The sequence below is a fragment of the Duffyella gerundensis genome, from assembly GCF_001517405.1.
GTDB classification, from domain to species: domain Bacteria; phylum Pseudomonadota; class Gammaproteobacteria; order Enterobacterales; family Enterobacteriaceae; genus Duffyella; species Duffyella gerundensis.
Window position 1 is genome coordinate 343,218 of the sequence record NZ_LN907828.1, and the last position, 24,493, is coordinate 367,710.

Annotated in this window: 23 protein-coding genes; 16 read left to right on the forward strand and 7 right to left on the reverse strand. The window is 58.0% G+C overall.

Annotated features, from left to right (window positions below):
- Positions 1–41: 41 nt before the first annotated feature.
- Positions 42–794: a FadR/GntR family transcriptional regulator gene (locus tag EM595_RS18755; protein ID WP_067436425.1), complete on the reverse strand. Its 753-nt coding sequence runs from the start codon at positions 792–794 to the stop codon at positions 42–44.
- 223 nt (positions 795–1,017) lie between these two features.
- Between EM595_RS18755 and EM595_RS18760 the strand changes: the two genes are divergently transcribed.
- The 7 genes from EM595_RS18760 (at position 1,018) to fucP (ending at position 7,276) form a co-directional block, all read left to right on the forward strand.
- On the forward strand, positions 1,018–1,758 hold the full coding sequence (locus tag EM595_RS18760) for an SDR family oxidoreductase (protein WP_067436428.1): 741 nt from the start codon (positions 1,018–1,020) through the stop codon (positions 1,756–1,758).
- Between the two features lie 47 nt (positions 1,759–1,805).
- A complete protein-coding gene (locus tag EM595_RS18765; RefSeq protein ID WP_067436431.1) occupies positions 1,806–2,648 on the forward strand; it encodes a fumarylacetoacetate hydrolase family protein in 843 nt (280 codons plus the stop codon).
- Between the two features lie 27 nt (positions 2,649–2,675).
- The gene (locus EM595_RS18770) at positions 2,676–3,953 is read left to right on the forward strand and encodes an L-fuconate dehydratase (protein WP_067436434.1); all 1,278 of its coding nucleotides are present in this window, start codon (positions 2,676–2,678) and stop codon (positions 3,951–3,953) included.
- A 19-nt stretch (positions 3,954–3,972) separates the two neighbouring features.
- On the forward strand, positions 3,973–4,833 hold the full coding sequence (locus EM595_RS18775; RefSeq protein WP_419190162.1) for an amidohydrolase family protein: 861 nt from the start codon (positions 3,973–3,975) through the stop codon (positions 4,831–4,833).
- Positions 4,811–5,587 carry an L-fucose dehydrogenase gene (locus tag EM595_RS18780; RefSeq protein ID WP_067436440.1) on the forward strand — a complete coding sequence of 259 codons (777 nt, stop codon included), beginning with the start codon at positions 4,811–4,813 and terminating at the stop codon, positions 5,585–5,587. The genes EM595_RS18775 and EM595_RS18780 overlap by 23 nt, the downstream gene beginning before the upstream one ends.
- The gene (locus EM595_RS18785; protein WP_067436443.1) at positions 5,584–5,928 is read left to right on the forward strand and encodes an L-rhamnose mutarotase; all 345 of its coding nucleotides are present in this window, start codon (positions 5,584–5,586) and stop codon (positions 5,926–5,928) included. Before EM595_RS18780 ends, EM595_RS18785 begins: the two co-directional genes overlap by 4 nt.
- 109 nt (positions 5,929–6,037) lie before the next feature.
- Positions 6,038–7,276: an L-fucose:H+ symporter permease gene (gene fucP / locus EM595_RS18790; protein WP_067436446.1), complete on the forward strand. Its 1,239-nt coding sequence runs from the start codon at positions 6,038–6,040 to the stop codon at positions 7,274–7,276.
- A 96-nt stretch (positions 7,277–7,372) separates the two neighbouring features.
- On the opposite strand, the gene EM595_RS18795 is transcribed toward fucP, so the two are convergent.
- Positions 7,373–7,945, reverse strand: coding sequence for a TetR/AcrR family transcriptional regulator (locus tag EM595_RS18795; protein ID WP_067436449.1), 573 nt, complete (start codon positions 7,943–7,945; stop codon positions 7,373–7,375).
- A gap of 96 nt (positions 7,946–8,041) precedes the next feature.
- Between EM595_RS18795 and EM595_RS18800 the strand changes: the two genes are divergently transcribed.
- Complete coding sequence (locus tag EM595_RS18800; protein ID WP_067436452.1) at positions 8,042–8,935, forward strand: ABC transporter six-transmembrane domain-containing protein; 894 nt, start codon at positions 8,042–8,044, stop codon at positions 8,933–8,935.
- Positions 8,936–8,946: 11 nt separating this feature from the next.
- Here the strand turns inward: EM595_RS18800 and EM595_RS18805 are convergent, their stop codons facing one another.
- The 3 genes from EM595_RS18805 to EM595_RS18815 are packed head-to-tail and all read right to left on the reverse strand — an operon-like array spanning position 8,947 to position 13,552.
- Positions 8,947–9,321, reverse strand: coding sequence for a helix-turn-helix domain-containing protein (locus EM595_RS18805; RefSeq protein ID WP_067436455.1), 375 nt, complete (start codon positions 9,319–9,321; stop codon positions 8,947–8,949).
- Positions 9,322–9,323: 2 nt separating this feature from the next.
- Complete coding sequence (locus EM595_RS18810) at positions 9,324–12,413, reverse strand: efflux RND transporter permease subunit (RefSeq protein WP_067436457.1); 3,090 nt, start codon at positions 12,411–12,413, stop codon at positions 9,324–9,326.
- Positions 12,410–13,552 carry an efflux RND transporter periplasmic adaptor subunit gene (locus tag EM595_RS18815; protein ID WP_067436460.1) on the reverse strand — a complete coding sequence of 381 codons (1,143 nt, stop codon included), beginning with the start codon at positions 13,550–13,552 and terminating at the stop codon, positions 12,410–12,412. Before EM595_RS18815 ends, EM595_RS18810 begins: the two co-directional genes overlap by 4 nt.
- A 278-nt stretch (positions 13,553–13,830) precedes the next feature.
- Here EM595_RS18815 and EM595_RS18820 point away from each other — a divergent pair, with 278 nt between their 5' ends.
- The 4 genes from EM595_RS18820 to nhaA all read left to right on the forward strand — a co-directional run bounded on the left by EM595_RS18820 (position 13,831) and on the right by nhaA (position 17,955).
- The gene (locus EM595_RS18820) at positions 13,831–14,616 is read left to right on the forward strand and encodes a MipA/OmpV family protein (RefSeq protein WP_067436463.1); all 786 of its coding nucleotides are present in this window, start codon (positions 13,831–13,833) and stop codon (positions 14,614–14,616) included.
- A 188-nt stretch (positions 14,617–14,804) separates the two neighbouring features.
- Positions 14,805–15,719 (forward strand): ATP-grasp fold amidoligase family protein, encoded by a 915-nt coding sequence (locus EM595_RS18825; protein WP_231938738.1) that lies wholly within the window; start codon positions 14,805–14,807, stop codon positions 15,717–15,719.
- Between the two features lie 122 nt (positions 15,720–15,841).
- The gene (locus tag EM595_RS18830; protein WP_067436469.1) at positions 15,842–16,417 is read left to right on the forward strand and encodes a pyridoxamine 5'-phosphate oxidase family protein; all 576 of its coding nucleotides are present in this window, start codon (positions 15,842–15,844) and stop codon (positions 16,415–16,417) included.
- A 350-nt stretch (positions 16,418–16,767) separates the two neighbouring features.
- Positions 16,768–17,955, forward strand: coding sequence for a Na+/H+ antiporter NhaA (gene nhaA, locus EM595_RS18835; RefSeq protein WP_067436472.1), 1,188 nt, complete (start codon positions 16,768–16,770; stop codon positions 17,953–17,955).
- Between the two features lie 62 nt (positions 17,956–18,017).
- On the opposite strand, the gene EM595_RS18840 is transcribed toward nhaA, so the two are convergent.
- A complete protein-coding gene (locus EM595_RS18840; protein WP_067437027.1) occupies positions 18,018–18,428 on the reverse strand; it encodes a GFA family protein in 411 nt (136 codons plus the stop codon).
- A gap of 205 nt (positions 18,429–18,633) precedes the next feature.
- Here EM595_RS18840 and EM595_RS18845 point away from each other — a divergent pair, with 205 nt between their 5' ends.
- A complete protein-coding gene (locus EM595_RS18845; protein WP_067436475.1) occupies positions 18,634–19,287 on the forward strand; it encodes an SDR family oxidoreductase in 654 nt (217 codons plus the stop codon).
- A gap of 210 nt (positions 19,288–19,497) precedes the next feature.
- Positions 19,498–20,946, forward strand: a complete 1,449-nt coding sequence (locus EM595_RS18850) for a flagellin N-terminal helical domain-containing protein (RefSeq protein ID WP_071852570.1) — start codon at positions 19,498–19,500, stop codon at positions 20,944–20,946.
- Positions 20,947–21,037: 91 nt separating this feature from the next.
- On the opposite strand, the gene EM595_RS18855 is transcribed toward EM595_RS18850, so the two are convergent.
- Complete coding sequence (locus EM595_RS18855) at positions 21,038–22,186, reverse strand: Gfo/Idh/MocA family protein (protein ID WP_067436483.1); 1,149 nt, start codon at positions 22,184–22,186, stop codon at positions 21,038–21,040.
- 267 nt (positions 22,187–22,453) lie between these two features.
- Between EM595_RS18855 and EM595_RS18860 the strand changes: the two genes are divergently transcribed.
- Together EM595_RS18860 and EM595_RS18865 are read left to right on the forward strand one after the other, a co-directional pair.
- Entirely contained in the window at positions 22,454–23,335 is an 882-nt protein-coding gene (locus EM595_RS18860; RefSeq protein WP_067436486.1) for a glucosamine kinase nucleotide-binding domain-containing protein, read from the forward strand.
- Positions 23,336–23,361: 26 nt separating this feature from the next.
- Positions 23,362–24,480: an ROK family transcriptional regulator gene (locus tag EM595_RS18865; protein ID WP_067436489.1), complete on the forward strand. Its 1,119-nt coding sequence runs from the start codon at positions 23,362–23,364 to the stop codon at positions 24,478–24,480.
- Positions 24,481–24,493 lie beyond the last annotated feature (13 nt).

Sequence of the window (24,493 nt, forward strand, 5' to 3'; positions counted from 1 at the left end):
ACCGCATGGAACCGTCACGTCCCGCTTGCGGCAAGATAATATTATCCCTGACCGAAGATGTTGATTACCGCATCCAGATGTTCCTTCATCGCCTTTTTGGCAGCCCGACTGTCGCGTGCTTCCAGCGCGGTCAGAATCTCAAGGTGTTCACTCTCTGAACGGTGCGGCATATCCTGCGGGGTGTAATGTTGTTGCAGGCTGCGGAACATGGTGCCGTAACGATGGCCCAGCAGATGAGCGATAATAAACGCGTAAGCGGGATTGCCGCTGGCCTGCGCAATGCGAATGTGGAATAAACGATCGCCCGGATGGGTGGCTGAACCCTGGCGATTATCGCGGCAGTTTTGCTCATACGCCTGCCTGATCGCCGCCAGTTCTTCATCGCTGGCGTTTCTTGCCGCCAGTGCCGCCGTTTCAGGCTCAATTAACCGGCGGGTTTGCAGCAGGGAAAACGGCGGCAGCTCAGCGGTGAAATCGAGTTCAATATTCAACTCATCATCAACATCGGTCCACTGATTGCGGCCCGCCTGCGACATGACCGGTTCCCGGGAAGACGCGCCCGGCTGCTGACGCACGATCACACCGTTGCCAACGCGCACATCCACCAGCCCAATCACCTCCAGCGCAATCAGTGCCTCACGCACCGAAGCGCGACTGACCTGCAACTGACTGGCCAGCTCACGCTCGGCTGGCAGACGACTGCCCGGCGGAAATTCGTTGTTATCAATCAGCTGTTTAAGCTGGTCAGCTATCTGCCTGTAAATTCTTGGGTTTTCTAATTTTTTTATCGGCATCGGACACCTGAGTTCAATTCTTTTTAAGTGATTTAGCCAGCATTTTCGCGACAAAAATATTGCTGATTTGTTTTATGCATGTAAAAAGTTGGTTAACCGAAATGCGTTTTAAGCAGCAGCTTGCTGAACATCTTATCAAAAAGCACCTGTTTAAACGCCTTTTTTTCGCCTTTAATGGCCTGACCATTAGACCTATAAAGCGGCACGTAATGGGGAAATTGCTATGAACCTGGCAGGGAAAAAAGTTTTGATCACCGCCGCCGGACAGGGCATCGGTTTTAACACCGCGACGCTGTTTGCCCGCGAAGGCGCAGAGGTGATTGCGACCGACATTAACATCAGCGCGCTGGAGGGAATTCCCGGCATCACACCGCGTCTGCTCGACGTCACGGATGCGCAGGCCATTGCCGCCCTCGCCGCAGAAAGCGGCCCGCTCGACGTGCTCTTTAACTGCGCGGGGGTGGTGCACAGCGGCGACATTCTGACCTGCAGCGAGCAGGAATGGCAGTTCGCACTGGATCTCAACGTCACGGCGATGTTCCGCATGATCCGCGCGTTTTTGCCCGCCATGCTGGCGCGTAACCGCGGCTCGGTGATCAACATGTCCTCGGTCGCCTCGAGTATCAAAGGCGTGCCAAACCGTTTTGCTTACAGCGCTTCCAAAGCGGCGGTGATCGGCCTGACCCGCTCTGTGGCGGCGGACTATGTGACCCGCGGCATTCGCTGCAACGCGATTTGTCCGGGCACCGTGGAATCACCCTCGCTGCGTCAGCGTATCGCCGCACAGGCGCAGGCCGAAGGCCGCAGCGAAGCTGAAGTGTACGACGCCTTTGTGGCCCGGCAGCCGATTGGCCGCATTGGCAAAACCGAAGAGATCGCTCAGCTGGCGCTCTATCTCGCTTCTGATGCCAGCTCATACACCACCGGCACGGTGCAAATTATCGACGGCGGCTGGAGTAATTAATCCTCCGCGGCGTCATCACGCTGACTTTCCTGGAAGGAAAATAACACATGAAATTATTACGTTACGGCAGCGCAGGTGCAGAACGTCCGGGTCTGCTGGACAGCCAGGGCAACATACGTGACCTCAGCGACCATATCACTGATGTGGCAGGCGATGCGTTGCAGCCTGCTGCGCTGGATGCCCTGCGCAAGCTTGACCCTGAAAGTCTGCCGCTGGTCAGCGATGCATCGCGCCTTGGTGCCTGCGTCGGCAACGTGGGAAAATTTATCTGCATCGGCCTGAATTATGCCGATCACGCTGAAGAGACCGGCGCGGAGATCCCGAAAGAACCGATCATCTTCAGTAAATGGACCAGCGCCATCGTCGGGCCAAACGATGATGTCGAAATCCCGCGCGACTCGGTGAAGACCGACTGGGAAGTAGAACTTGGCGTGGTGATCGGCACCGGCGGCCGTTACATCAGCGAAGCCGATGCGATGTCGCACGTGGCGGGCTATTGCGTGATCAACGATGTCTCTGAACGCGAGTTCCAGATTGAACGCGGCGGCACCTGGGATAAAGGCAAAGGCTGCGACACCTTTGGCCCGACCGGCCCGTGGCTGGTCACCGCAGACGAGATCCCCGATCCGCATCAGCTGGATCTGTGGCTGGAAGTGGACGGCAAGCGTTATCAGAACGGCAATACCCGCACCATGATTTTTCGCGTACCGGAAATCATCAGCTACCTCAGCCGTTTTATGAGCCTGCAACCCGGCGACATCATCTCCACCGGCACACCGCCGGGCGTTGGATTAGGGCAAAAACCGCCGGTTTATCTCAAAGCGGGTCAGGTGATGCGCCTGGGAATTGAAGGTTTGGGCGAGCAGCGTCAGCAGACGGTGCAGGCATAACGCAGCACGCGCTAAAGGAAATTTGCGATGACAACCATTACGGCTTTACGTGTTGAAGATGTGCGCTTCCCGACCTCACTGACCATGGATGGCTCGGATGCGATGAACCCCGATCCCGACTATTCCGCTGCCTATGTGATTCTGGAAACTGACGATCCGGCGCTGAGCGGCCACGGCCTGACGTTCACCATCGGGCGGGGCAATGAAATCTGCTGTGCCGCCATCGGTGCGCTGGAGCATCTGATTGTGGGGCGCGATCTGGCGGGCATCACCGCCAATATGGGAAAATTTTGGCGCGATTTTACGAGTGATAGCCAGCTGCGCTGGATTGGCCCGGACAAAGGTGCCATCCATCTGGCCACCGGCGCGGTGGTGAACGCCGTGTGGGATTTGTGGAGTAAAGCCGTAGGTAAACCGCTGTGGCAGCTGGTGGCGGAGATGACGCCAGAAGAGCTGGTGCGCTGCATCGACTTTCGCTACATCACCGATTGCATCACGCCGCAGGAAGCGCTGGCGCTGTTGCAGCAGCGCGCTGACAACAAAGCGCAGCGCACCGAGAAACTGCTGGCAGAAGGCTATCCGTGCTACACCACCTCCGCGGGCTGGCTGGGCTATCCCGATGACAAACTGCGCCGGTTATGTCAGGAAGCGGTCGACGCTGGTTTCGATTATTTGAAGCTGAAAGTGGGCCGGGATCTGGAAGATGATATTCGTCGCGTGCGCATCGCCCGCGAGGTCATCGGGCCGGATCGCAAGCTGATGATCGATGCCAATCAGGTGTGGGAAACCAATGAAGCCATTCCGTGGGTCAATGCCCTCGCCTTTGCCAACCCCTGGTTTATTGAAGAGCCCACTAGCCCGGATGATATCGAAGGCCATCGAAAAATTCGTCAGGGCGTGGCCCCGGTGAAGGTGGCCACCGGCGAAATGTGCCAGAACCGCATCATGTTCAAGCAGTTCATCATGCGCGAAGCGATCGACGTGGTGCAGATCGATGCCTGCCGCATGGGCGGCATTAACGAAGTGCTGGCGGTAATGCTGATGGCGGCGAAGTACAACCTGCCGGTCTGCCCGCACGCCGGTGGCGTTGGGCTGTGCGAATACGTGCAGCATCTGTCGATGATCGATTATCTCTGCATCGCCGCGACCCACGATGGCCGCGTCATCGAATATGTCGATCATCTGCACGAACATTTCGTTAATCCCTGCGATATTCGTGGCGCTGCTTACATGCCGCCGCAGGCACCGGGGTTCTCCATTGAGATGCATCAGGCATCGATCGACCAATACCGGCATCACGCCTGAGCCGCTGAGGAGAATGCCGATAATGCGAATCGACAGCCACCAGCATTTCTGGCGCTACACCGCGGCCGATTATCGCTGGATCAATGATGACATGGCGGTGTTGAAACAGGATTTTCTGCCGGAAATGCTGCGGCCGGTGCTGCAGCGTCAGGGTATTCAGCACAGTATCCTGGTCCAGGCGCGTTGTTCACTGGCAGAGACGCACTGGCTGCTGGAGGTGGCCGAGAGCACCGATATCGTGCGCGCGGTAACCGGCTGGGTCGATCTCTCTTCTGCCGATTTGCAGCACGATCTCGAGAAGATAGCCCATCCGCTGCTGCGCGGTTTTCGCCATCTGGTGCAGGACGAGCCCTCCCCCAGCGCGTGGATGGCCGATGCGGCGATCAACGCGGGCATGCGGCATCTCCAGCAGCAGGAATACGTGTATGAAATGCTGGTGACGCACCGCCATCTCAGTGACGCCGTGCGGTTTGCGCAGCGCCATGACCGCCATTTTCTGGTGCTCGATCACTTCGGCAAGCCCGATCTGCATCGCGGTGTTGCTCACTGGAAGCAACAGGTTGCGCCGCTGAAAGCGTTAACGCATGTCAGCTGCAAGATCTCCGGGTTGTTGACCGAGCCGCGCCCGGCGGGCATGTCAGCCACCGATCTGCTGCCCTGGTTTGACGCCGCGCTGGAGATTTTCGGTAGCGAACGACTGCTGTTTGGCTCTGACTGGCCGGTCTGTTTGCTGGCAGAAGATGACGGCAATCCCTGGGATCTCTGTCAACGGGCCACGGCCGCGCTCAGCGCCGATGAGCAGGCGGCTATTTATGGCGGCAATGCCAGCACCCTCTACCGACTACAGGAAACGAGCAATGAACCTGCATCTGCAAAATAAAGTGGTGTTAGTCACCGGCGGCGGTTCCGGTATCGGCGAGGCCATTTCGCTGACGCTGGCGGAAGAAGGCGCCATCCCAGTAATCATCAGCAACACGGAACCGGCCAACGAGCTGATGAATAAGCTGCAACAGCTGTCGCCGCAGGCCAGCTTTGTGCTGACCGAACTGCGCGATGAGAGCAGCTGTAAAACCGCCGTAGAGAGCACCCTGGCCCGTTATGGCGCTATCGACGGCCTGGTGAACAATGCCGGAGCCAATGACAACGTCGGGCTGGAGGCGGGTCGGGACGCCTTTGTGCGATCGCTGGAGCAGAACCTGATTCACTACTATTTGATGGCGCACCTGAGCCTTGACGCCCTGCGTGCCAGCCGCGGCGCCATCGTCAATATCAGTTCAAAAACCGCCTTAACCGGCCAGGGCAATACCAGCGGGTATGCCTCGGCGAAAGGTGGCGTGCTGGCGCTGACCCGCGAATGGGCGGCGGCGCTGCTGAGCGATGGCATCCGCGTGAACGCGGTAATTCCGGCAGAAGTGATGACACCGTTGTATGAACGCTGGATCAAAAGCTTCGATCGCCCCGAGGAAAAACTGCAAAAAATCACCGCCCATATTCCGCTCGGGCAGCGCATGACCACGCCGCAGGAGATCGCCAATACCGTAGTGTTCCTGCTCTCGTCGCGCGCCTCGCACACCACCGGTCAGTGGCTGAGCGTTGACGGCGGCTATCTGCATCTCGATCGGGCGCTGACATGACGCGGCGCTATTGCCGTGCACTGGATCTGGTCGATGACCCACAGCTTATCGCCGACTATGAGCGTTATCACCGTGAGATCTGGCCAGAGATTACCGGGCATCTGCGTCGTTACGGCATCGCAGAGATGGAAATTTATCGGCTGGGCACCCGCCTAATGATGGTGATGGAAACCACAGAGGATTTTGACAGCGAAGAGTTTGCACGCCGCAGTCTTGCAGACCCAAAAGTGTGCGAATGGGAAGCGCTGATGTGGCGCTATCAGCGCCCCACGCCGTGGACGCCACCCGATGAAAAATGGGTCGCCATGACGCGCATTTTTTCCCTGACCGAGCAGAAGTAGCACGCCTCGCGTGAGCGCGGCCGACCGTTTTTCACGTTATCTGACATAAAAAACCAGCCCTCGAGCTGACCCTACCCTACAGGCACGACCAGATACTGAGGAATACACTATGTTTGCCAACAAAGCTGCTGCTTCCGCTCATGCGGAACGCAATACGACGTCCAGTTTCCGACTGGCGTTTATTTTGGTCACCACGCTGTTTTTCCTGTGGGGCTTATCCTACGGGCTGCTGGATGTGTTGAATAAGCATTTTCAGGATGTGTTACACGTCAACAAAGCGCAGTCAGGGCTGCTGCAGGCGGCCTACTTTGGTGCCTATTTTATCGTTGCGTTGCCCGCCGGTTTCTTTATGGATCGCTTCGGCTATAAAGCTGGCATTCTGGTCGGTTTATGCCTGTATGCGCTGGGCGCGCTGCTGTTCGTTCCCGCCGCGTCAGCGGGCAGTTTTGCTCTGTTTTTGTTCGCGCTGTTTGTGATTGCGCTCGGTCTGGGCTGTCTCGAAACCGCCGCGAACCCGTTTGCTACCGTGCTGGGCGATCCGGCGGGCGCTGAGCGTCGTCTGAATCTCTCGCAGTCGTTTAACGGCTTAGGCCAGTTTATTGGTCCGGTGATTGGCGGCTCGCTGTTTTTCTCCGCCACGCAAAGCACCGCGGCTGACGGCCTGTCATCGGTGAAAACCACCTATGTCGCGATTGCAGTGTTAGTGCTGCTGATCGCCTTTCTGTTTAGCCGTACTCGCCTGCCGGATATCCGTGAGCAAAGCACCGACGCAGAGCGCGGCATCGAGAAAGGTTTATGGCAGCATGGTCACTTTACCGGTGGCGTAATCGCCCAGTTTTTTTACGTGGCGGCGCAGGTTGGCGTCGGCGCCTTCTTTATTAACTACACCACCGAGCACTGGCACACGCTGTCGAACCAGAATGCGTCGTACCTGCTTTCCGTGGGCATGATCAGCTTTATGGTGGGCCGTTTCTTCAGCACCTGGCTGATGGGCTTTGTGCGCCCGGCGACGCTGCTGGTGGCCTATGCGCTGATCAATATTGTGCTGTGTGGCGTGGTGGTGGCCGGGATTGATAACGTTTCGGTGATTGCACTGGTAGCGATCTTCTTTTTCATGTCGATCATGTTCCCGACCATTTTTGCCATGGGCGTGAAGAACATGGGCAAGCAGACTAAACGTGCCAGCTCGGTGATGATCATGGCGATTGTGGGCGGCGCAATCATGCCCTATTTGATGGGTGCAATTGCCGATCATTACAACACCGCTATCTCTTACGCGCTGCCGATGATCTGTTTTGTGGTGGTGCTGTTTTATGCCATGAAGCAGAGGGCCAATGCCGTGCAGTGAGTCGGCAATCTTCCGCACTCATCAGGGCGAACAGGCCTGTCGCCTGTTTGCCTTTTTTATTGCCTTTGGCAGAGGCTGCATCGGAGCAGCGCTTCATTACACCACCAGCCGAATAAAGGCCCGGATATCACTGACCGCCTCGCGATATTTCTCCGCTGAAGGATTGATAATAAGGGTATCGGCGTAGCCGTAGAGCATGGCGCTGAACTGCCGCGCCACCCGCGCGCTATCTTCAACCCTGAAGTCACCCCGCGCGGTCCCGGCAGCAAAAATCTCGCGGGTCAGCGCGACCCATTTGTCGATCACCGATTCCGCCAGTGCGGCATACGCCTTGTGATGCACCGCTCGCTGCCAGAGCGAACTGTAAAGCAGCCAGACAGCGTCGGGCGCATCCGGCAGATAATTGGCGATCATCGCCTCAAGCTGATCGGCAGGTGCCATTTCGGCAATGCCGGCGCTAAAGGTCTCGAGTTCGCTTTCGGTATAGCGCGCCAGTGCAGCGACACACAGCGTCTGCCAGTCGCTGAAATAGTGATAAATGTGGCTGCGTGACAGGCCGAGATGTTCAGTCAGCTCACGCGTCGTCACGTTATCAATGCCCTTTTCGATGAACAGCGCTGCAGCGCCGTCCAGAATACGTATTTTTAGTGCGTCGCCGCTCTCTTTCATCATCAGGATCCACGTTGACTTTGAGCACCTGCTCAAATAGACTCTTTTCGAACCTTGAGCAATCGCTCAAACATCATGTTAACAGAATCGGGCACCATGCAAACCCCTGAAAAAACAGCTCCGCTTATCCCATCCCGCAGCGCCGCACTGACCCTAAAATTACTTGGCCGTCGTCACGGCAAAAAACTGATCCTCACGCTGCTGCTGGTGGTCGCCGAAAACGTCGTTTACCTGCTCTATCCGCTGCTGGCTGGCTTTGCCATCAATGCGATTATTGCCGGCAACGCCCTGCATGCGGTGTTTTATGCCGCAATGGTGTTCACCATGTGGGCGCTGGGCGCGGCCCGACGCAGCGTCGATACGCGCACCTTTGCCAGAATCTACGCCGAGCTGGCGGTGCCGGTGATCGTGGCCCAACGCCTGGACAAGCAGAGCGCATCGACCGTGGCCGCGCGCGTGGCGCTGTCGCGTGAATTCGTTGATTTCTTTGAAAAGCATTTACCGGTGCTCATTACGTCGCTGGCATCGATCAGCGGCGCGGCGATCATGCTGCTGGTGATTGAGCTGCAGACCGGCCTTGCCTGTCTGGCAATCCTGCTGTTTTTCGCCTGCTTTTTGCCGGGCTTTACCCGTAAAAACGAAGCGCTGTACACCCGACTGAACAACCGGCTGGAGCGCGAAGTGGCCTTTGTCAGCGCCGCGCCCTCTTCCTCGCTGACGCGGCACTATCGCGTGCTGGCCGGGCTGCGCATCCGCCTTTCCGACCGTGAGGCGATCGGCTATCTCTCCATCGGCACCGTGACCGCGCTGCTGTTCGCCAGCACCATCTTTGTGATGAGCGCGCGCGGCGGCCAGGAGGCGGGCCATATCTATTCCGTCATGACTTACATGTGGATGTTTGCCATGAGCCTCGATGACGCGCCGCAGCTACTGGAAAAATATTCGCAGCTGAAAGATATCGGCAAACGGGTGAACACCGGCCTGGTTTGATATCAACGCCATCAGCCGCTAGAGGGATCGATAACGCTGAACAGCGGCGTGGCGGTGCAGCAGCCGCTTCTCCGCCAGCTGCCCGGTGGCTGGCTGAAGTAGTTACGAAAGCTGCGGGTAAACGCGTGCTGGCTTTCATAACCGTACTGTAACGCCACGCTGAGCACGCTGGCGTTGCTGGTCAGCAGCGCGGTGGCTGCGTTGATCAGCCTGCGCTCGCGGATATATTCGCCCACGCCTTTGTGCGTCACCTGGCGAAACAGCCGCTGAATGTGCCAGATCGAATAGCCCGATTTTTCCGCCACATCGTTCACGCTCAGCGTGTGATGCAGGTTGGCCTCGATCCACGTCTGCAGCGCCTTAACAATTTGCGTTTGTCGATTCATCTTTATTCTCCTTCTTTGGCTGCGGCAGCACGGCGTTTTTCCCAGCGTTCTGCCGCCTGCATCACCAGGCTTAACGCCGCAGGCAGCACCGTTAAGGTCACCAGCGTGGCCACCAGCAGTCCGCCAATAATCACAAAGGCCATCGGTCCCCAAAATACCTGATGAGAAATCGGGATCATGCCGAGGATAGCGGCGCAGGCGGTCAGCACAATAGGCCGGGCACGATGCTGCGTAGCCAGCGTAATCGCCTCTTCCCGCGCCATACCCGCCGCGGTATTGCTGTCCACTTCACTGATCAGAATCACCGCGTTACGAATGATCATGCCCGCCAGTGCAATGACGCCGAGCAGCGCGACAAAACCCATCGGTGTGGCGGTCGGCAGCATCGCCAGCACGATGCCGATCAGCCCAAACGGGGCCATCAGTAGCGCCAGCAGCATGCGCGAGAAGCGTCGTAGCTGGATCATCAGCAGCACCAGCATGATCAGCAGGGTCACCGGCAACACGGCAAATACCGAACCGTTGCCCTTGTCAGATTCCGCCACCGCACCGCCTTCGGTGATCTGGTATCCTGGCGGCAGCTGCGCGCGCAGCGCGTCAATCGCCGGTGCCAGCCCCTCTGACACCGCTTCTGCCTTCAGGCCAGGCGCCAGATCGGTTTGCACAGTAATAAATGGCAGCCGCTGATGGCGCCAGATCACCGGATCGTCCAGCGTCCACTCTGGTGTTGCCACCTGGCTGAGGGGAATTTTGCTGCCACTGGCGGTGGTGAGCATCATCGCGGAGAGCGTATTCAGGTTCTGCCTTTCGCTATCGTTGGCGCGCAGCATCACATCCACCAGCCGGTTGTTGTCGCGCAGCGTGGTGACCAGACTGCCTGACCAAACGGTATTTAACGCATCCGCCAGGCTTTGCGAGGAGACGCCCGCCGCCCGCGCTGCCGTCTGATTCACCTTCAGCACGATGACGCGCTCAGGTTCACCGGCGGTGAGATTGACCTCGCGGGTCAGCGGATTGCTGCCGAGGGTGTCCGCTACCCGCCGTGCCAGCTGCTCAACGGTTTTATAATCAGGCCCGCTGACGCGATACCTTACCGGCCAGCCCACCGGCGGCCCCAGTTCCAGCGGTGACACACGCGTGGTGATATCGCTGAAGTGGGCATCAAGCGCCTGCGAAAGCTGTTGCCGCAGGCGATCGCGCGCGGCCAGATCTTTTGCCACCACCACGATCTGCGCGGTGTTTTCGTTATCCAGCAGCACATCCATCGGCAAATAAAAGCGAATGGCGCCGGAGCCGATATAGCTGGAGAAGCGATCAACGTCGTGATTGCCTTTCAGCAACGCCTCAAAACGCTGAGTTTGCTGCGCCGTTGCCGCCTGCGAGGCGTTAGCCGGTAACGTCAGGCTGACCAGCAGTTCCGGGCGATCCGACGAGGGGAAAAATTCCCCCTGCAAAAAGCGGGTGCTGAACATCGCCAGCGCCAGCAGGATCAGCGCCGTAATAATGGTCAGCAACCGGTGCGCCAGCGCCAGCCGCAGCAGCCGTTGATAGCCACGCGCTAGTCTGCCAGGGCCGCTGTGACTGGCGGTAATTTTGGCGGACAGCAGCCAGGTGCCGGTCAGTGGCGAAAACAGTATCGCCACTACCCACGAGCAGAGCAGCGAAATCAGCACCACGGCAAACAGTGAATAGCAGTATTCCCCGGCGCTCGACTGGGCAAATCCCACTGGAATAAAACCGGCGATCATCACCAGCGTGCCGGTCAGCATTGGAAATGCCGTGGTTTCAAACGCCCGCGTGGCCGCACGCCAGCGGGTATCGCCCGCCTCCAGCCGCGCCACCATCGCCTCCACGGTAATCATCGCATCGTCTACCAGCAGCCCCAGCGCGATAATCAAAGCGCCCAGCGAAATACGTTGTAAACCAATCCCCGCCAGCATCATGCAGGCGAAGGTCATCGCCAGCACCAGCGGGATCGCCGCAGCCACCACCAGGCCAGCGCGCATGCCCAGCGACACAAAAGACACCGCCAGCACGATGATCACCGCTTCGCCCAGCACGCGGGTAAAACCGCTGACCGCCTCCTTCACTACCGCGGATTGATCGGCGACACGCGTCATCTCGATGCCGTGCGGCAGACGGTTCTGAATCGTTTGCAGGCGGGCGGTGATCGCCTCACCAAAGTTCAGCATATTGCCGGTGGGCGCCATCGATACCGCAAGGCCAATGGCGGGCTGTCCGTTAACGCGAAAGGTGGCGGCCGGCGGCTCGGCGGTTTCACGGCTGATGGTCGCCAGTTCGCTGAGTGGAATAAAGCGATCGCCAATGTGCAGCGTCACCGCGCGCAGGCTGTCAACGGTGGTGAGCGCGCCGCTAACGCGCAGCGACAGGTTCTCACTGTTGGTGCGCAGCGTGCCCGCAGGCACCACCGCGTTTTGCGCCTTGATGGCCGCTTTTACCTGCTCCAGATCGAGCCCCATGCCCGCCAGCCGACTCGGCAAAAAGGCGATGACAATTTGCTCTTCCTGCACGCCTGTCAGCGTGATTTTGCCGATGTCGGGCACCGTCATCAGATCGCGCCGCACGGCTTCTACCCGATCGCGCAGCTCGCGCGGCGTAAAGCCTTCGGCGGTGAAGCCATAAATCGTGCCGTAGGTGTCGTCAAACTCGTCGTCAACCTGCGGTCCCTGTACGCCTTCCGGCAGCGACGGGGCGATATCCTGCATTTTTTTCCGCACCTGATACCAGATGCCCTGCACCTGCGCGGGCGGCGTGTCATCGCGCAGATAGACAAAAATGACCACTTTGCCGGCGTGCGTCTGACTTTCGACATAATCGAGATAGGGCACTTCCTGCAGTTTTTTCTCCAGCGTATCGGTCACCAGCTGGGTGGTGTCATGCACATCGGCGCCCGGCCAGCTGGCGCTGACCACGGCGGTTTTGATGGTAAACGGCGGATCTTCGTTGCGCGGCAGCTGCTCATAGCTCAACACCCCGGCGGCCATGATCAGCAGCATAAAAAACACCACCAGCTGCTGATGCGCCAGCGCCCATGCCGACAGGTTAAATGACGATTTCAGTGGCTGGCTCATTCTTCGCCCTCCGCGAGCGTCACGCGCTCCTGATCACGCAGCTTGCTGACCCCGGCGATAACAATGGTGTCGCCAGGCTGAATACCGGAGGCGATCGCCACATCGGTGGCGCTGTAGCTGGCGAGGGTAACGGGCCGGATCTGCAAACGCAGACTCTGACGATCGACGATAAACACCGCCGGTTTACCCTCGATGCGCGTCAGCGCAGCGGCTGGTAGCGTCATCACGCCGGGCCCGCTTTGCGCCTGAGCGATCTGTACGTTAGCGCCCAGCGCCAGTGCCGCGGGTGGATCGATCAGCGTCAGGCGGACGTGCCAGGTACGGGTTTGCGGATCGGCCTGCGGGCTGATATCGCGCAGACGGGCGGTGGCGTGCACCTCAGGATCGCTTAATAAGGAAACGGTAAACGGCGTGGCAGCATTTTGCGCGATGAGATGCGGATCGGCGACGTCAAACACCGCATCGCGGCTGTCGCTGGCCGCCAGCGTGACGACGGTCGATCCGGCCCCCAGCACCTGACCGGGTGAGGCGCTGACGGCGGTAATCACGCCATCCTGCGGCGCCTGCAGCTGCGTCCAGCTCAGGTTATCGCGGGCGTTTCGCCAGGCGGATTCACTGCTCTGCCGACGCGCTACCGCCGCCTGCCAGTCACCGCGTGCGCTGTCGAGCTGGCTGCGCGAAATGGCACCCGCTGGCATCAGTTGCTGCATACGGTTCAGCGTCAGCGCGGCAACGTGCTCGGCGGCACGGGCGCTGTTGAGATCGGCCAGCGCGCTGCTGAGCTGATTCTGTCCGGTATCACGTTCCAGCGACGCCAACAGCTCGCCTGCCTTTACCCGATCGCCAACGTCCACTTGCCGACTCAGCAACCGGCCATCCAGCCGAAACGCCAGCGGCAGTTCTTCATGGGCACGAACCTCACCGGTGCGGGTAAGCAGCGTGCCGGCGGCGAGCACTGGCGCCTGCATGACGCGCACCGGCCGCGGCGGTGCCGCCTTCTTGTTTTCGTCGTTGTGGCAGCCCGCCAGTACCAACGCCATCAGCACCAGTAAAATAGCAAAGCAGGCGGGTTTGAGTCGGCCGTGCTGGCTGAGATGGTCAAATGCCTGCCTGCCGTAATGATTAAGATTCTCTGTCATGGCCATGTTCCTGAGTTGAGTGCGGCCATTCAATCCAGGTTGTGTCCAGATTCCCTGTATGTTTCATCAAGGAACGGTCAAGTCAGGCAAATTTATTCTCACTCCGCGCCACGCCTGCCGGTGCCAAAAATGCGTGTTATGTCCGCCAATGATTTTTTTTACAGAAAATCCTCTCACCTTGACCGTTTCTCCATCATTCCCTGGTCGTTTATTGACATCGCCTCTGCATACTCGCCGCTAATTTCAGGCAACGCATTGCACATTTATCAGGGGAAATAATGAAAACATACTCACTCACACGCCACGTTCTGGCACTGGGTCTGCTGTCGGCCACCGGCGCCGCCTGTGCTGACGACGCGCCACCGGCGAATAACGTGACGGTCGGCATTGCCGGTGTTAACTCGCCGCGCTACAGCGGTGCCGATAAGCAGCACTGGTCAATGGCGCCGGTGTTTCAGGCACGCGACGGCGCGTTTTTTGTCGATTCGCAAAAAGGTATCGGCTACGACCTGCAGGCGGACAATGGGCTCTATCTTGAGCACACGCTGGGTTACGGCCTCGGACGTGACGAGAAAGATTCACAGTGGCGAGACGGTTCCAACAAATTAAAAGGCATGGGCAAGATTAAATCGGTGGCCAATACCGCGATTGCGGTTGGCTGGTCGGTGACGCCGTGGCTGGTGCTGGAAGGCAAAGCCACGCTGCCGCTCACCGACGGTCAGGGTGTGCAGTATCGCCCTTCCGTTACCCTGATTCCGTGGCAAACCGCAACCGATACCGTGGCGCTTCAGATGGCCGGCCTGTTTGGCGATGCGCGTTACATGAACACCTTTTATGGCGTCAGCGCTGAGCAGAGTCAGCGCAGCGGCTACGCACGCTATGACGCACCGGGCGGCTTTTACAGTACCGACACCAGCCTGACCTGGAGCCATCAGTTTCCTTCAGGCTGGGGCACCAGCGTGACCGCCGATTATACCTGGCTGGGGGATCACGCTAAAGACAGCCCAATCGTTTCCCGTCGTGGCGGTCTGACCAGCATGCTGGCGCTGACCTATAGCTTTTAAGGCCGCGAGACCACAGGAAGATCGCTGATGAAAAAACATCACCTTATCTTACTGGCGGTTGTCGCAATCCATCTCTGCTGCTGGCTGGCGGCGTATCAGTTCATGATTGCTGACGCCGCCGATTTATTGCCCTGCCTGCGGTAGCGAGCGTTCTCTGACGAATGATAAGACCAGAGGCAACCATGCATATGCTCAAAAACAGTCTTAAAGCCCTTGAGTACCGGTTTAAAATTGCCCGCTCATGGTTTATCAGCGACCGACGCTATCGGCTGAATAAATTCCAGGCCAAATTCAAACGCAGCCTGAATATTATTTCGCCCTGCTCGCTGAACGATAAAATCAATTACCGCATGATCTACGATAAAAACCCGTTATATACCCGCCTGGCCGACAAGTGGGCGGTACGGGAATATGTCAGTAAGAAAATAGGCGCCGCCTATCTGGTGCCGGTTTTCGGCATCTATCAGCAACCCGAAGAGATTAATCTGGCTAACCTGCCCGATAAGTTTGTACTGAAATGCAATCACGACTGCGGCAGCGCGATCGTCTGCGAAGATAAAACGACGTTCGACTGGCAGCAGGCCAGGGCTAAAATGAAATTCTCGCTGGCCAAAAACATGTATTACGCCAGCCGGGAAACGCACTATCGCGATATTTCGCCGTTGATTATCTGTGAAACATTTATTGAGACCTTGAGCCGCTCAGCAACCGTGCTTGCGCCCGAGCTTTATCGTATTCACTGCTTTTCATCGCGGGCAAAAATTATCGAAGCGGACTTTACCGATGCCAACGGCAAAGAGTATGTGAATGTTTACGATGAGAACTGGCAGCTGCTACCGCTGACGATGGGCTACAGCAACACGCCAGACGCTATCGCCAGGCCGACGCAGATAAGAACCATGCTGAACATCGCTGAGCGGTTAGCGGAGAACATCGACTATTGCCGCATCGACCTGTTCCTCGACGTTAATAACGACCTCTGGTTTAGCGAGATGACCTTTGCGCCCTGCAACGGGCTTATGAAAATCGCGCCGGTGTCTTGGGATTTTATTCTGGGCGAAATGTGGGAGATGAACCTGCCGGTAAAAAATCGGCGCTGCTAATTTGTCAGCTGAAGGTGGTTGAGCGGACTATAATTTTTGCTCGGTCGGTAAACCGTAACGACAGTGGCGGGTGTGACAACATCGGCCAGGTGCCTTCAGCAACGGCTACAGGAAGCAATGCAATGACCCCCATCCAGGATATTGACCTCTCGGCCTGGCAGACGCTGGCAGAGGCCGTGAGCCAGCCTGACAATCCGTTTCGCTATTTGAGCCTCAGTTCGGTTGACGCCGATGGTCAGGCGCAGGCCCGAACGCTGGTGCTGCGCCGGGCCACACAGGCGACGCGGCAGCTGGAGTTTCATACCGATATTCGCAGCGCAAAATGGCAGGAACTTGCTGTAAACCCGCGCGTCACGGTATTGGGATACGGCCATCAATCGCGGCTACAGCTGCGCCTGCAGGGCAACGCGCAGCGCTATGATGCCGACAGCGAGCTGGCCAGCCGCGTCTGGCATTCGCTGCCTGCACACACGCAATCCACCTATACCGGCGGACCGCCGGGCGATGCGCGTGATATCAGCACCGATCAACCGGCAGAGTCTGCTGATAACAGCGCGGGTAAAGCGCGTTTCGGCGTAATTATCGTGCAGGTTACTCTGCTCGACTGGTATCAACTGCAGCGCGGCAACAATCAGCGTGCCCTGCTGCCTTACAGCATCACTGGCGAACTGGACGCCGCACGCTGGGTAAATCCGTAATCACAGAGCAGAGATCAACCCGCCAAAATCGCATGAGCCTGATGCTGCCAGCCTGATTACTTCATAGCTGAAATTCGGCCTGTGGCCTACGCACAGCATAAGCGTACTGAATTATGCTGGAATATTGCCTCTAAACCCAATCTTGTACTCCGCAAGCAGCAAAAACGCCCCTGCGTTGAGCTTTACCTGACTTTACGCCCGCCTCCCGATTTACAATTAGCAACATGTTAGAATAAACGCTATCCAATTCATTGTATTAATCAGCGTAGTTTGTGCGAGATCAAGCCGTTATGTTTTAACCAGCGGATCATTCATCTTCACAGACTGTTGTCGGTTTTCCAGGAGATAACATGCCAGAAAACAACTCTCAAATCCGAAATGGTACAGGCGGCATGATTTCCGCCTTTATCAGCTCCCCAAGCGCAGGCGGCATCGTGCTGATTCTGGCGTCGGCGGCAGCAATCATCATTGCCAACACTGCGCTGCGTGAAAGTTATGAAGGCTTTCTGCACGCCTATATCGGTGGTTTATCGGTTGAGCACTGGATCAATGACGGCCTGATGGCGATATTTTTCCTGCTGGTCGGGTTGGAGATCAAGCGTGAGCTGATTGTCGGTGCCCTGTCGAGCTGGAGTCAACGCGCCCTGCCCGGCTTTGCGGCCATTGGCGGCATGGCGGTGCCGGCGCTGATCTATGTCTGGTTCAACGCCGATAACAGCGCCACCTTGCAAGGGTGGGCGATTCCGGCGGCCACCGATATCGCTTTTGCGCTCGGCGTGCTGGCGCTGTTAGGCAGCCGCGTGCCCGCTTCGCTAAAGATTTTTCTTTCCGCGCTGGCGATTCTCGACGATATGGGTGCAGTAGCGATTATTGCCCTGTTCTATACCAGCGATATCTCGCTGTGGATGCTGGCGGGCGTAACCGCGATGCTGGCGCTGCTGCTGGGGCTGAACCGCGCAGGCGTAACCCGGTTGTTGCCTTATCTGCTGGTGGGCGGCCTGCTGTGGTTCTTCATGTTGAAATCGGGCGTGCACGCCACGGTTGCGGGCATTCTGCTGGCGCTGTTTATTCCGCTGCAGGGCAACACTGCTGATTCCGTTGCGCCGCTGGAGCGGCTGGAACATGGCATCGCGCCGTGGATTACCTTCCTGATCCTGCCGCTGTTTGGCTTTGCCAACGCTGGCGTGGCGCTGACCGGCATGACGTTTGACGATTTGGCCGCGCCGGTGCCGGTAGGTGTGGCGCTGGGATTATTTTTCGGTAAGCAGATTGGCGTGTTTGGCCTTGCTGCGCTGGCGATTGTCCTGGGTCTGGCGAAGCGCCCGGAAAACAGCTCATGGATGCAGGTCTACGGCGTATCGGTGCTGTGCGGGATTGGCTTTACCATGAGCCTGTTTATCGGCAACCTCGCCTTTGCCGGTAGCCCGGAACTGGTCGATGAGGTCAAAATAGGCGTACTTGCCGGTTCGGTGGTCGCCGCGCTGGTCGGCATGCTGATTCTGCGTTTCTCCGGTTCCCCTGCCCGCTCTGGAAATTAATTGCGTTCCACAAAAAGCACCGGTTTAGCCGGTGCTTTTTTTCGCTTGTGCTGCGCGACCGATCAAACCGGCGTGTAGGTAAGATGCCCCACAATACCGCTGCTGTTGCCATCTTTCGGGTGATTCACGCCGTCCGTTACTTCTACTGACGTAAAATCAAATGGCGACACGCCCGCAATGCAGGCGACGTTGACGCCGTACTGATCGGGGTTCGAACGACGCTGATGAAAAGTATAAATGCCGCACACCGAGCAGAAATAATGGGCGGCGACGCCGGTATTGAAGCGATATTCACTCAGTTTGTCCTGGCCCTTGATCACCTCAATGCCCGACAAGGCCGCTGACACCACCACTGCGCCACGCATACGGCAATAGGAACAGTTGCAGCGGCGGATAGTATTAAATCCGTCGATCAGCGCCACCTTAAATACCACCGCGCCGCAATGGCACTGGGCAGACAATTTTTCTGACATAGCGATCTCCACAGCCAACAGGATTAATAACATTTTCACGAAAAGCATAGCAGCGCTCACCGGCGAGTTATGCGAGGCCGCTAACGTAAAGTGCTTGTCGATCGGAACAAAACCGCAGGGCCGGTAAAACGGGCGGCCCGTTCATGCGCTACATTAGCTGGCTGACCGCAGCAGATTATGCATTCATCATGACAACGGAGAGAACATGGCTAAGGTATTCATTATTGGCGCAGCCGGGAAAGTGGGCATTCATCTGACGCGACAGCTTGCCGACAACGGACATCAGGTCTCCGCTCTGCATCGCAAGCCTGAACAGGCCGACACGCTGCAACAGGCAGGCGCCACGCCGGTAGCGGGCGATATACAGGCGTTGAGCCGCGATGCGCTGGCCGCGCTGTTAACTGGCCATGACGCGGTGATTTTTACCGCCGGTGCCGGTGGCGCGGGCATTGAGCTGACCAATGCGATCGATGGCGCAGGCCTGGCACTGGCGGTCGACGCCGCCGAAGCGGCGCAGGTTCGCCGATTCCTGTTGGTTTCTGCCTTCCCCGATGCGGGACGCGGCAAAACGCCATCTGAAGGCTTTGAAAACTATATGCGCGTTAAACGCCAGGCGGATGTGTATTTGGCGGCCAGTGCGCTGGACTGGACCATTGTACGGCCTGGCACGCTGACCGATGAACCAGCCCGAGGACTGATTCACGCCGGTTTGGCGATTCCTTATGGCAATATTCCGCGCGCTGATGTTGCGGCGACGCTGGCGGCGCTGATCGATCGGCCTGAGGTGCATCACACCATTATTGAGCTTACCGAAGGCGATGTGCCGGTGGCCGCTGCGTTGCAATCGTTGCCGCGCTAACGCATGATGCCGTGTCTTAGGGCACGGCATAAGCCAAATCCCCGCCTGCCCGCCACGCCTTGTTATGCAATGCCTCACACCCTTTTTTGTTGAAAATCCTCCACCATCATCCACTTGCAAATTCGGCAACGAGATTGTGCAGTTAACCGCTAAAGCCGCCTCTTTCAGGGCCGATAAATAACATCACCCTTATAATTGCATTTAGCGACTATGTTGACGATTAATCATAATGACGCTGCGGCAGTGTTGAACAAAAACAGTTTGAACACTACCTCAGTGCTCAGCAAGACCATTGAACGGTTGTCGTCAGGGATGCGAATTAACAGTGCAAAGGATGATGCAGCGGGACAGGCGATTGCCAACCGCATGACCGCGAATATCAACGCCGACAGCGCGGTTGCGCGCGGCCTTAATGATGCCATCAGCTATGCGCAAACCGCCGAAAGCAGCCTCGGCTCAGTGAGCAACCTGCTTATCCGGGCAAAAAGCCTGTCGATCCAGGCGGCCACCGGCACGCTCTCAACCGCCGACCGCATCAGCATAAACGGCGAATATCAGCAAATTCTTGCCGGTATCAACGAGATCGCCAACCAGACCGAAATTTTTGGACAGTATCCGCTGGCCACCAGCAAGCCCGATCTGCCGCCGGCGCTGCTGGGCAACGTCCAGCCGATTAACACCCGCTTTCCTGAAGCCGGTAAGAGTTACTCATTCACCTCAGGCGTGGTGCCGCTGGCTTACATTCCTGCGGGGGCGACCAATATCGTGATCAGCCTTGATTCGCTGGCACAGGATGATGATGTGCAGCTTTTCACCCGTGACGGCAGGCATCTGGCCGGTACGCCGATCAACGGCAGCGATCCCGATTTCACATGGGTGAGCAAAGGCATCACGGATAACGCCACGGCAACCGCAAAACTGCTGGTGCCTGCTAACGGCTTCGCTGCCGGCGCGAGCTATAACGACACGGATCTGATTGATGGCGGCCCGGCGTGGGCCAGCGCTGGCAGCGCGTTGAGCTATAACGGCATGAACATTACCTATAGCGGTGATGGCGATCGTTATGAAGACAGCACCAACGGCGACTTTAACAACGGCAGAATTGCCAGCAATTCGCTGGAACGCCTCACCCTCGACAACGTGCAGGAAGATTTGATTGTGGTGGTGGTCGGCAACGGGTCGTTTAACAGCACCCTGACCTGGGGGCTGCTGCCGGAACCCACGGTGGTGCCCGCCACTCCACCGAAGCAGAGCCGTCCGATGGAGGTGATCACCAGCGCCAACTTTGGTCAGCCGGTGCAATCGGACAGCATTCCGGCCACGCCCAGCGATACCAAAACGCTGGGCCTGAATAACACCACGCTGCTTTCTGAAGGCGATATCGCCATCAGCATGAACGCGCTGGACAAGGCGCTGGAGAAGGTCAGCCAATATCGCGGCACCTACGGCGCGAAAATTAACCGCTATGAATCGAACAAGGCGGTGTTAAACCAGCACGGTACGGACATGCAGTCGGCTCGCAGCCGTATTCAGGACGCGGATTACGCGCAGGAAGCCAGTGAGCTGGCGCGCACGCAAATTCTGCAGCAGGGGCAAACCGCGGTGGCTAAACTGGCGAATCAGTCGCCGGAACGGGTGCTGGCACTGCTGCGCGGCTAAGGATAACCGGCATAAAAAAACCGGCCTGTCGTGGCCGGTAATCTTTTCGGTCCGCTCAGGAAAAGGGGAATGAGCGATATTTTGTCGGCTATCAGCGCCCTAAATGGCGATCGAACGCCTGCCAGCTGGCAGTGAGATCGATGACCGATTTTGTCTTACGCGCCTCATCAATTTTAATCGCCGTCAAACCCGCCTCCAGCGCGTCAATCACCGAGACTTTCAGCGGCACACCCTGCGTCATGTGTTTAACGATCTCTTCCGCCATCAGTGCATCGGCGCCGTAGTGGCCATCATAGGCGCTGCCGCTGTAGGTGGTATCCACTTCGCGTTCGCTGGTGCGCGCATTGTGGACGCGAAAATAGTTGCGCACGAAATCCCCTTCCGCCATGCCGTCGGTGCCAATCACGCAAAACCGGCGGAATTCATCGGGCACGTTAAGGTTGGCGTGAAACGACAGCGTGGCGCCGTTTTGATATTCGATCAGTGCGGTCTGGTAATCGACAATGTCGGCATCACTGTCGAATACCGCGTCGGTGCTCGACCAGCCGCTGGGCTTGAGATGATAAACCTCAGCGCTGGCGGTGATATCGCCCTGCGGTGCATGCGCGGGCGTAAACGATTTGCGGCCGCCGAAGCTGGCCACGCGCAGCGGGCGCTCCTGCAATAACCCCTGATAGAGATCGATGTCGTGACAGCATTTTTCCAGAATGTAAGGACCGGCATATTTCTCCAGACGCCGCCAGTCGCGCTGGAAAAACGCGCCGTGATAAGGCTTGATATGCTCGGTGGCTTCAATCGAGGTAATTTCACCGAGCTGACCGGCATCACGCGCCGCCAGCAGATCGTGATAAAGCGGCGAATAGCGCAATACCAGCCCAACCAGAATGCGCTGCTCGCCATACTGTTTGACCAGATCTGCCATCGCCAGCGTCTGTGCTTCGTTGATCACCACCGGCTTTTCGGTAAACACGGTATAGCCCGCCGCCAGCCCCTGACCAATGTGTTCAAGGTGCATAAAATTGGGCGAACCCACCAGCAGCAGATCGTAGCCGCCTGCATTCAGCAGTGCCTCGACGCTGTCGAACGCCTGCCCCGCCGGAATACCAAAGCGTTGCAGATTCGGCAGCCCCGCCGGTGCAGGATCGTAATAACCGGTGATAGAAAAGTCCGGATCGGCGTTGCGTAACTCGTTTACCACGTTGGAAAGGCGAAAACCCAGCCCGATGATGCCCACTTTCATGTTTGAACCTCTGGAGTAGATACGTACATAGACGGTCGGCACAGACCATCGGTGATAATCTATACACCAACTTAGTACGGCAGAAAAAGTAATGTCAATAAGCACCATGGCCTGTAATGATGGTTAAATATTCAACATGATAATAAATAAGCCTTTTTATTATTTAAAATGGCCCGCTATTTATTTGTTATTGCGATTTAAGTTTTTATGTCCTATCTTTCGCACATCTGTCACTGCCTGGTCACAGGGATTCGCTGGAGGAATTGCGTGCATCAACACTATCTGCTGGGAATTGATGGCGGTGGAACCCACTGTCGTGCGCGCCTGACCACTTTTCACGGCGAGTTGCTGGCGGAATGTCAACGCGGCTCAGCCAACGTATTCAGCGATTTCTCCGGCGCCACCGCCGTGCTCACGGATCTCATCGATCAGGCTTTTAGCCTTGCCGGATTAGGCGCACAGGCGCGCGAACAGACCACCACCGTTGCCGGTCTCGCCGGTGCTAACGTCGCTTCAGTGGCGCGTGCGCTGGCGGCATGGCGTTCGCCAGAGACCGGTTTTCATTGCTGCACCGATGTGGAAATTGCCTGCATGGGCGCGCATCAGGGCGCACCCGGTGCGGTGCTGATCGTCGGCACCGGCAGCCAAGGCGCCGCGTGGAACGGCGAAACCTTTACGCTGTTGGGCGGTTGGGGCTTTGCCCTTTCCGATCATGGCTCCGGCGCTGAGCTGGGTCGACGTGCGCTGCGCTATGCGCTGCTGGCGCATGAAGATATCGTTCCCCTTACGCCGCTGACCCGCCAGCTAATGGCCGAATTCAACCACTGCCCGGAAACGTTGCTGTTGTGGACGCGCCAGGCCACGCCCGCTGACTGGGCGCGTTTTGCGCCCTGGGTGTTTGCTGCGGCCACCGATAACGATGCTGCTGGCGTCACGCTGATCGGCGATACCGCCCACGACATCACCTTGCTCACCGACAAACTCAGGCAGCTCAGCCACGGCAATATTGCGCTGATGGGCGGCATCGCCGCACCGATCCTCTCCTGGCTCCCCGAAGCGCGACGGGCTGAAATCGTGCCGCCTCAGGGCGATGCCCTCAGCGGTGCCCTGCTGCTGGCGCGTCAGTACGCTGGCGTCACCGCCGGTTAACCTTTTTTCAGTCGCGGAAGAGAATTATGACGGCGCCGAACATGACCGCACGCATCTTACGACTGATCGTTGAGAACTCACCGGTCAGCCAGTCCGACCTCAAGGTGAGAAGCGGGCTCAGCATGTCCACTGTTTCTCAGGCAGCCAATCGGCTGCTGGCGCAGGGCGTCATTCACGAACTGGGGCTGCGCCGTGTGTCAATGGGGCGACCTAAAACCCTGCTCGGTCTCAATCCCGATTACGCCAGCGTGATTGGCATTCAGCTCAACGCCGAACGCAACCTGATCGTCATGACTGACTTAACCGGCAAGCTGCTGGGCGAACAGCAGATGCCATCCGGCGCAATGACGCCGCGCCAGCTCGGCGATGCGCTGGCAAAATTTCTGCGCACGGTTGAGGACAAACGCGTCGGCGCCATTGGCCTGGCGATCTCCGGGCTGGTCGATGCGGCCAACGGGTCCTGTATTCGCTCACGTGTGCTGGAGTGGGAAAACGTGCCGATTGCCCGCCTGCTCGAAGCGCGCTTTTCCCTGCCGGTGTTTATTGAAAACGACGCCAACGCCATGGCGATGGCGGCGTTGGTGTTTGGTCAGCTCGGCACCGCCCACTCTGCGATTATCGCCACCTACGGCAAGGGCATCGGCGCCGGTATCGTGCTGGAGCGTCAGCTCTATCGCGGGCGGTTCGGCAAGGCGGGCGAAATTGGTCACGGCTTATTAGGCGACGGCTCTAAACGGCTGCTGGAAGATGTGGCGGCGTCGCAGGCAATTCTCGATCGGGTCAATGCCGCACGCGGCGGGCATGCCACTAGCTTACAAGCGCTGGACAATCAGCCCGACAGCGACACGCTAACCATCCTCAACGACGCCGGGGAACACCTTGGCATCTCGCTGGCGAACCTGTCGGTGGCCTTTGATCCCGACGTGGTTTATCTGGCGATGGAACCGCAAATGGCGTCGCGTATTTTGCTCGATGCCATTACCCAAAGTTTTCAGCAGTACCGCCTCAGGCTCTCTCCGCACGTAACGCCGCTGCAGTTCCTCACCGACTCCAACCGCATGTGGGCGCTGGGCGCGGCCGGTTTTGCGGTCAATCAACTGCTGGATGTGCTGTCAGCCGAAGCGGATGGCGATCCCGACGCCTGACGCCGACTCACCA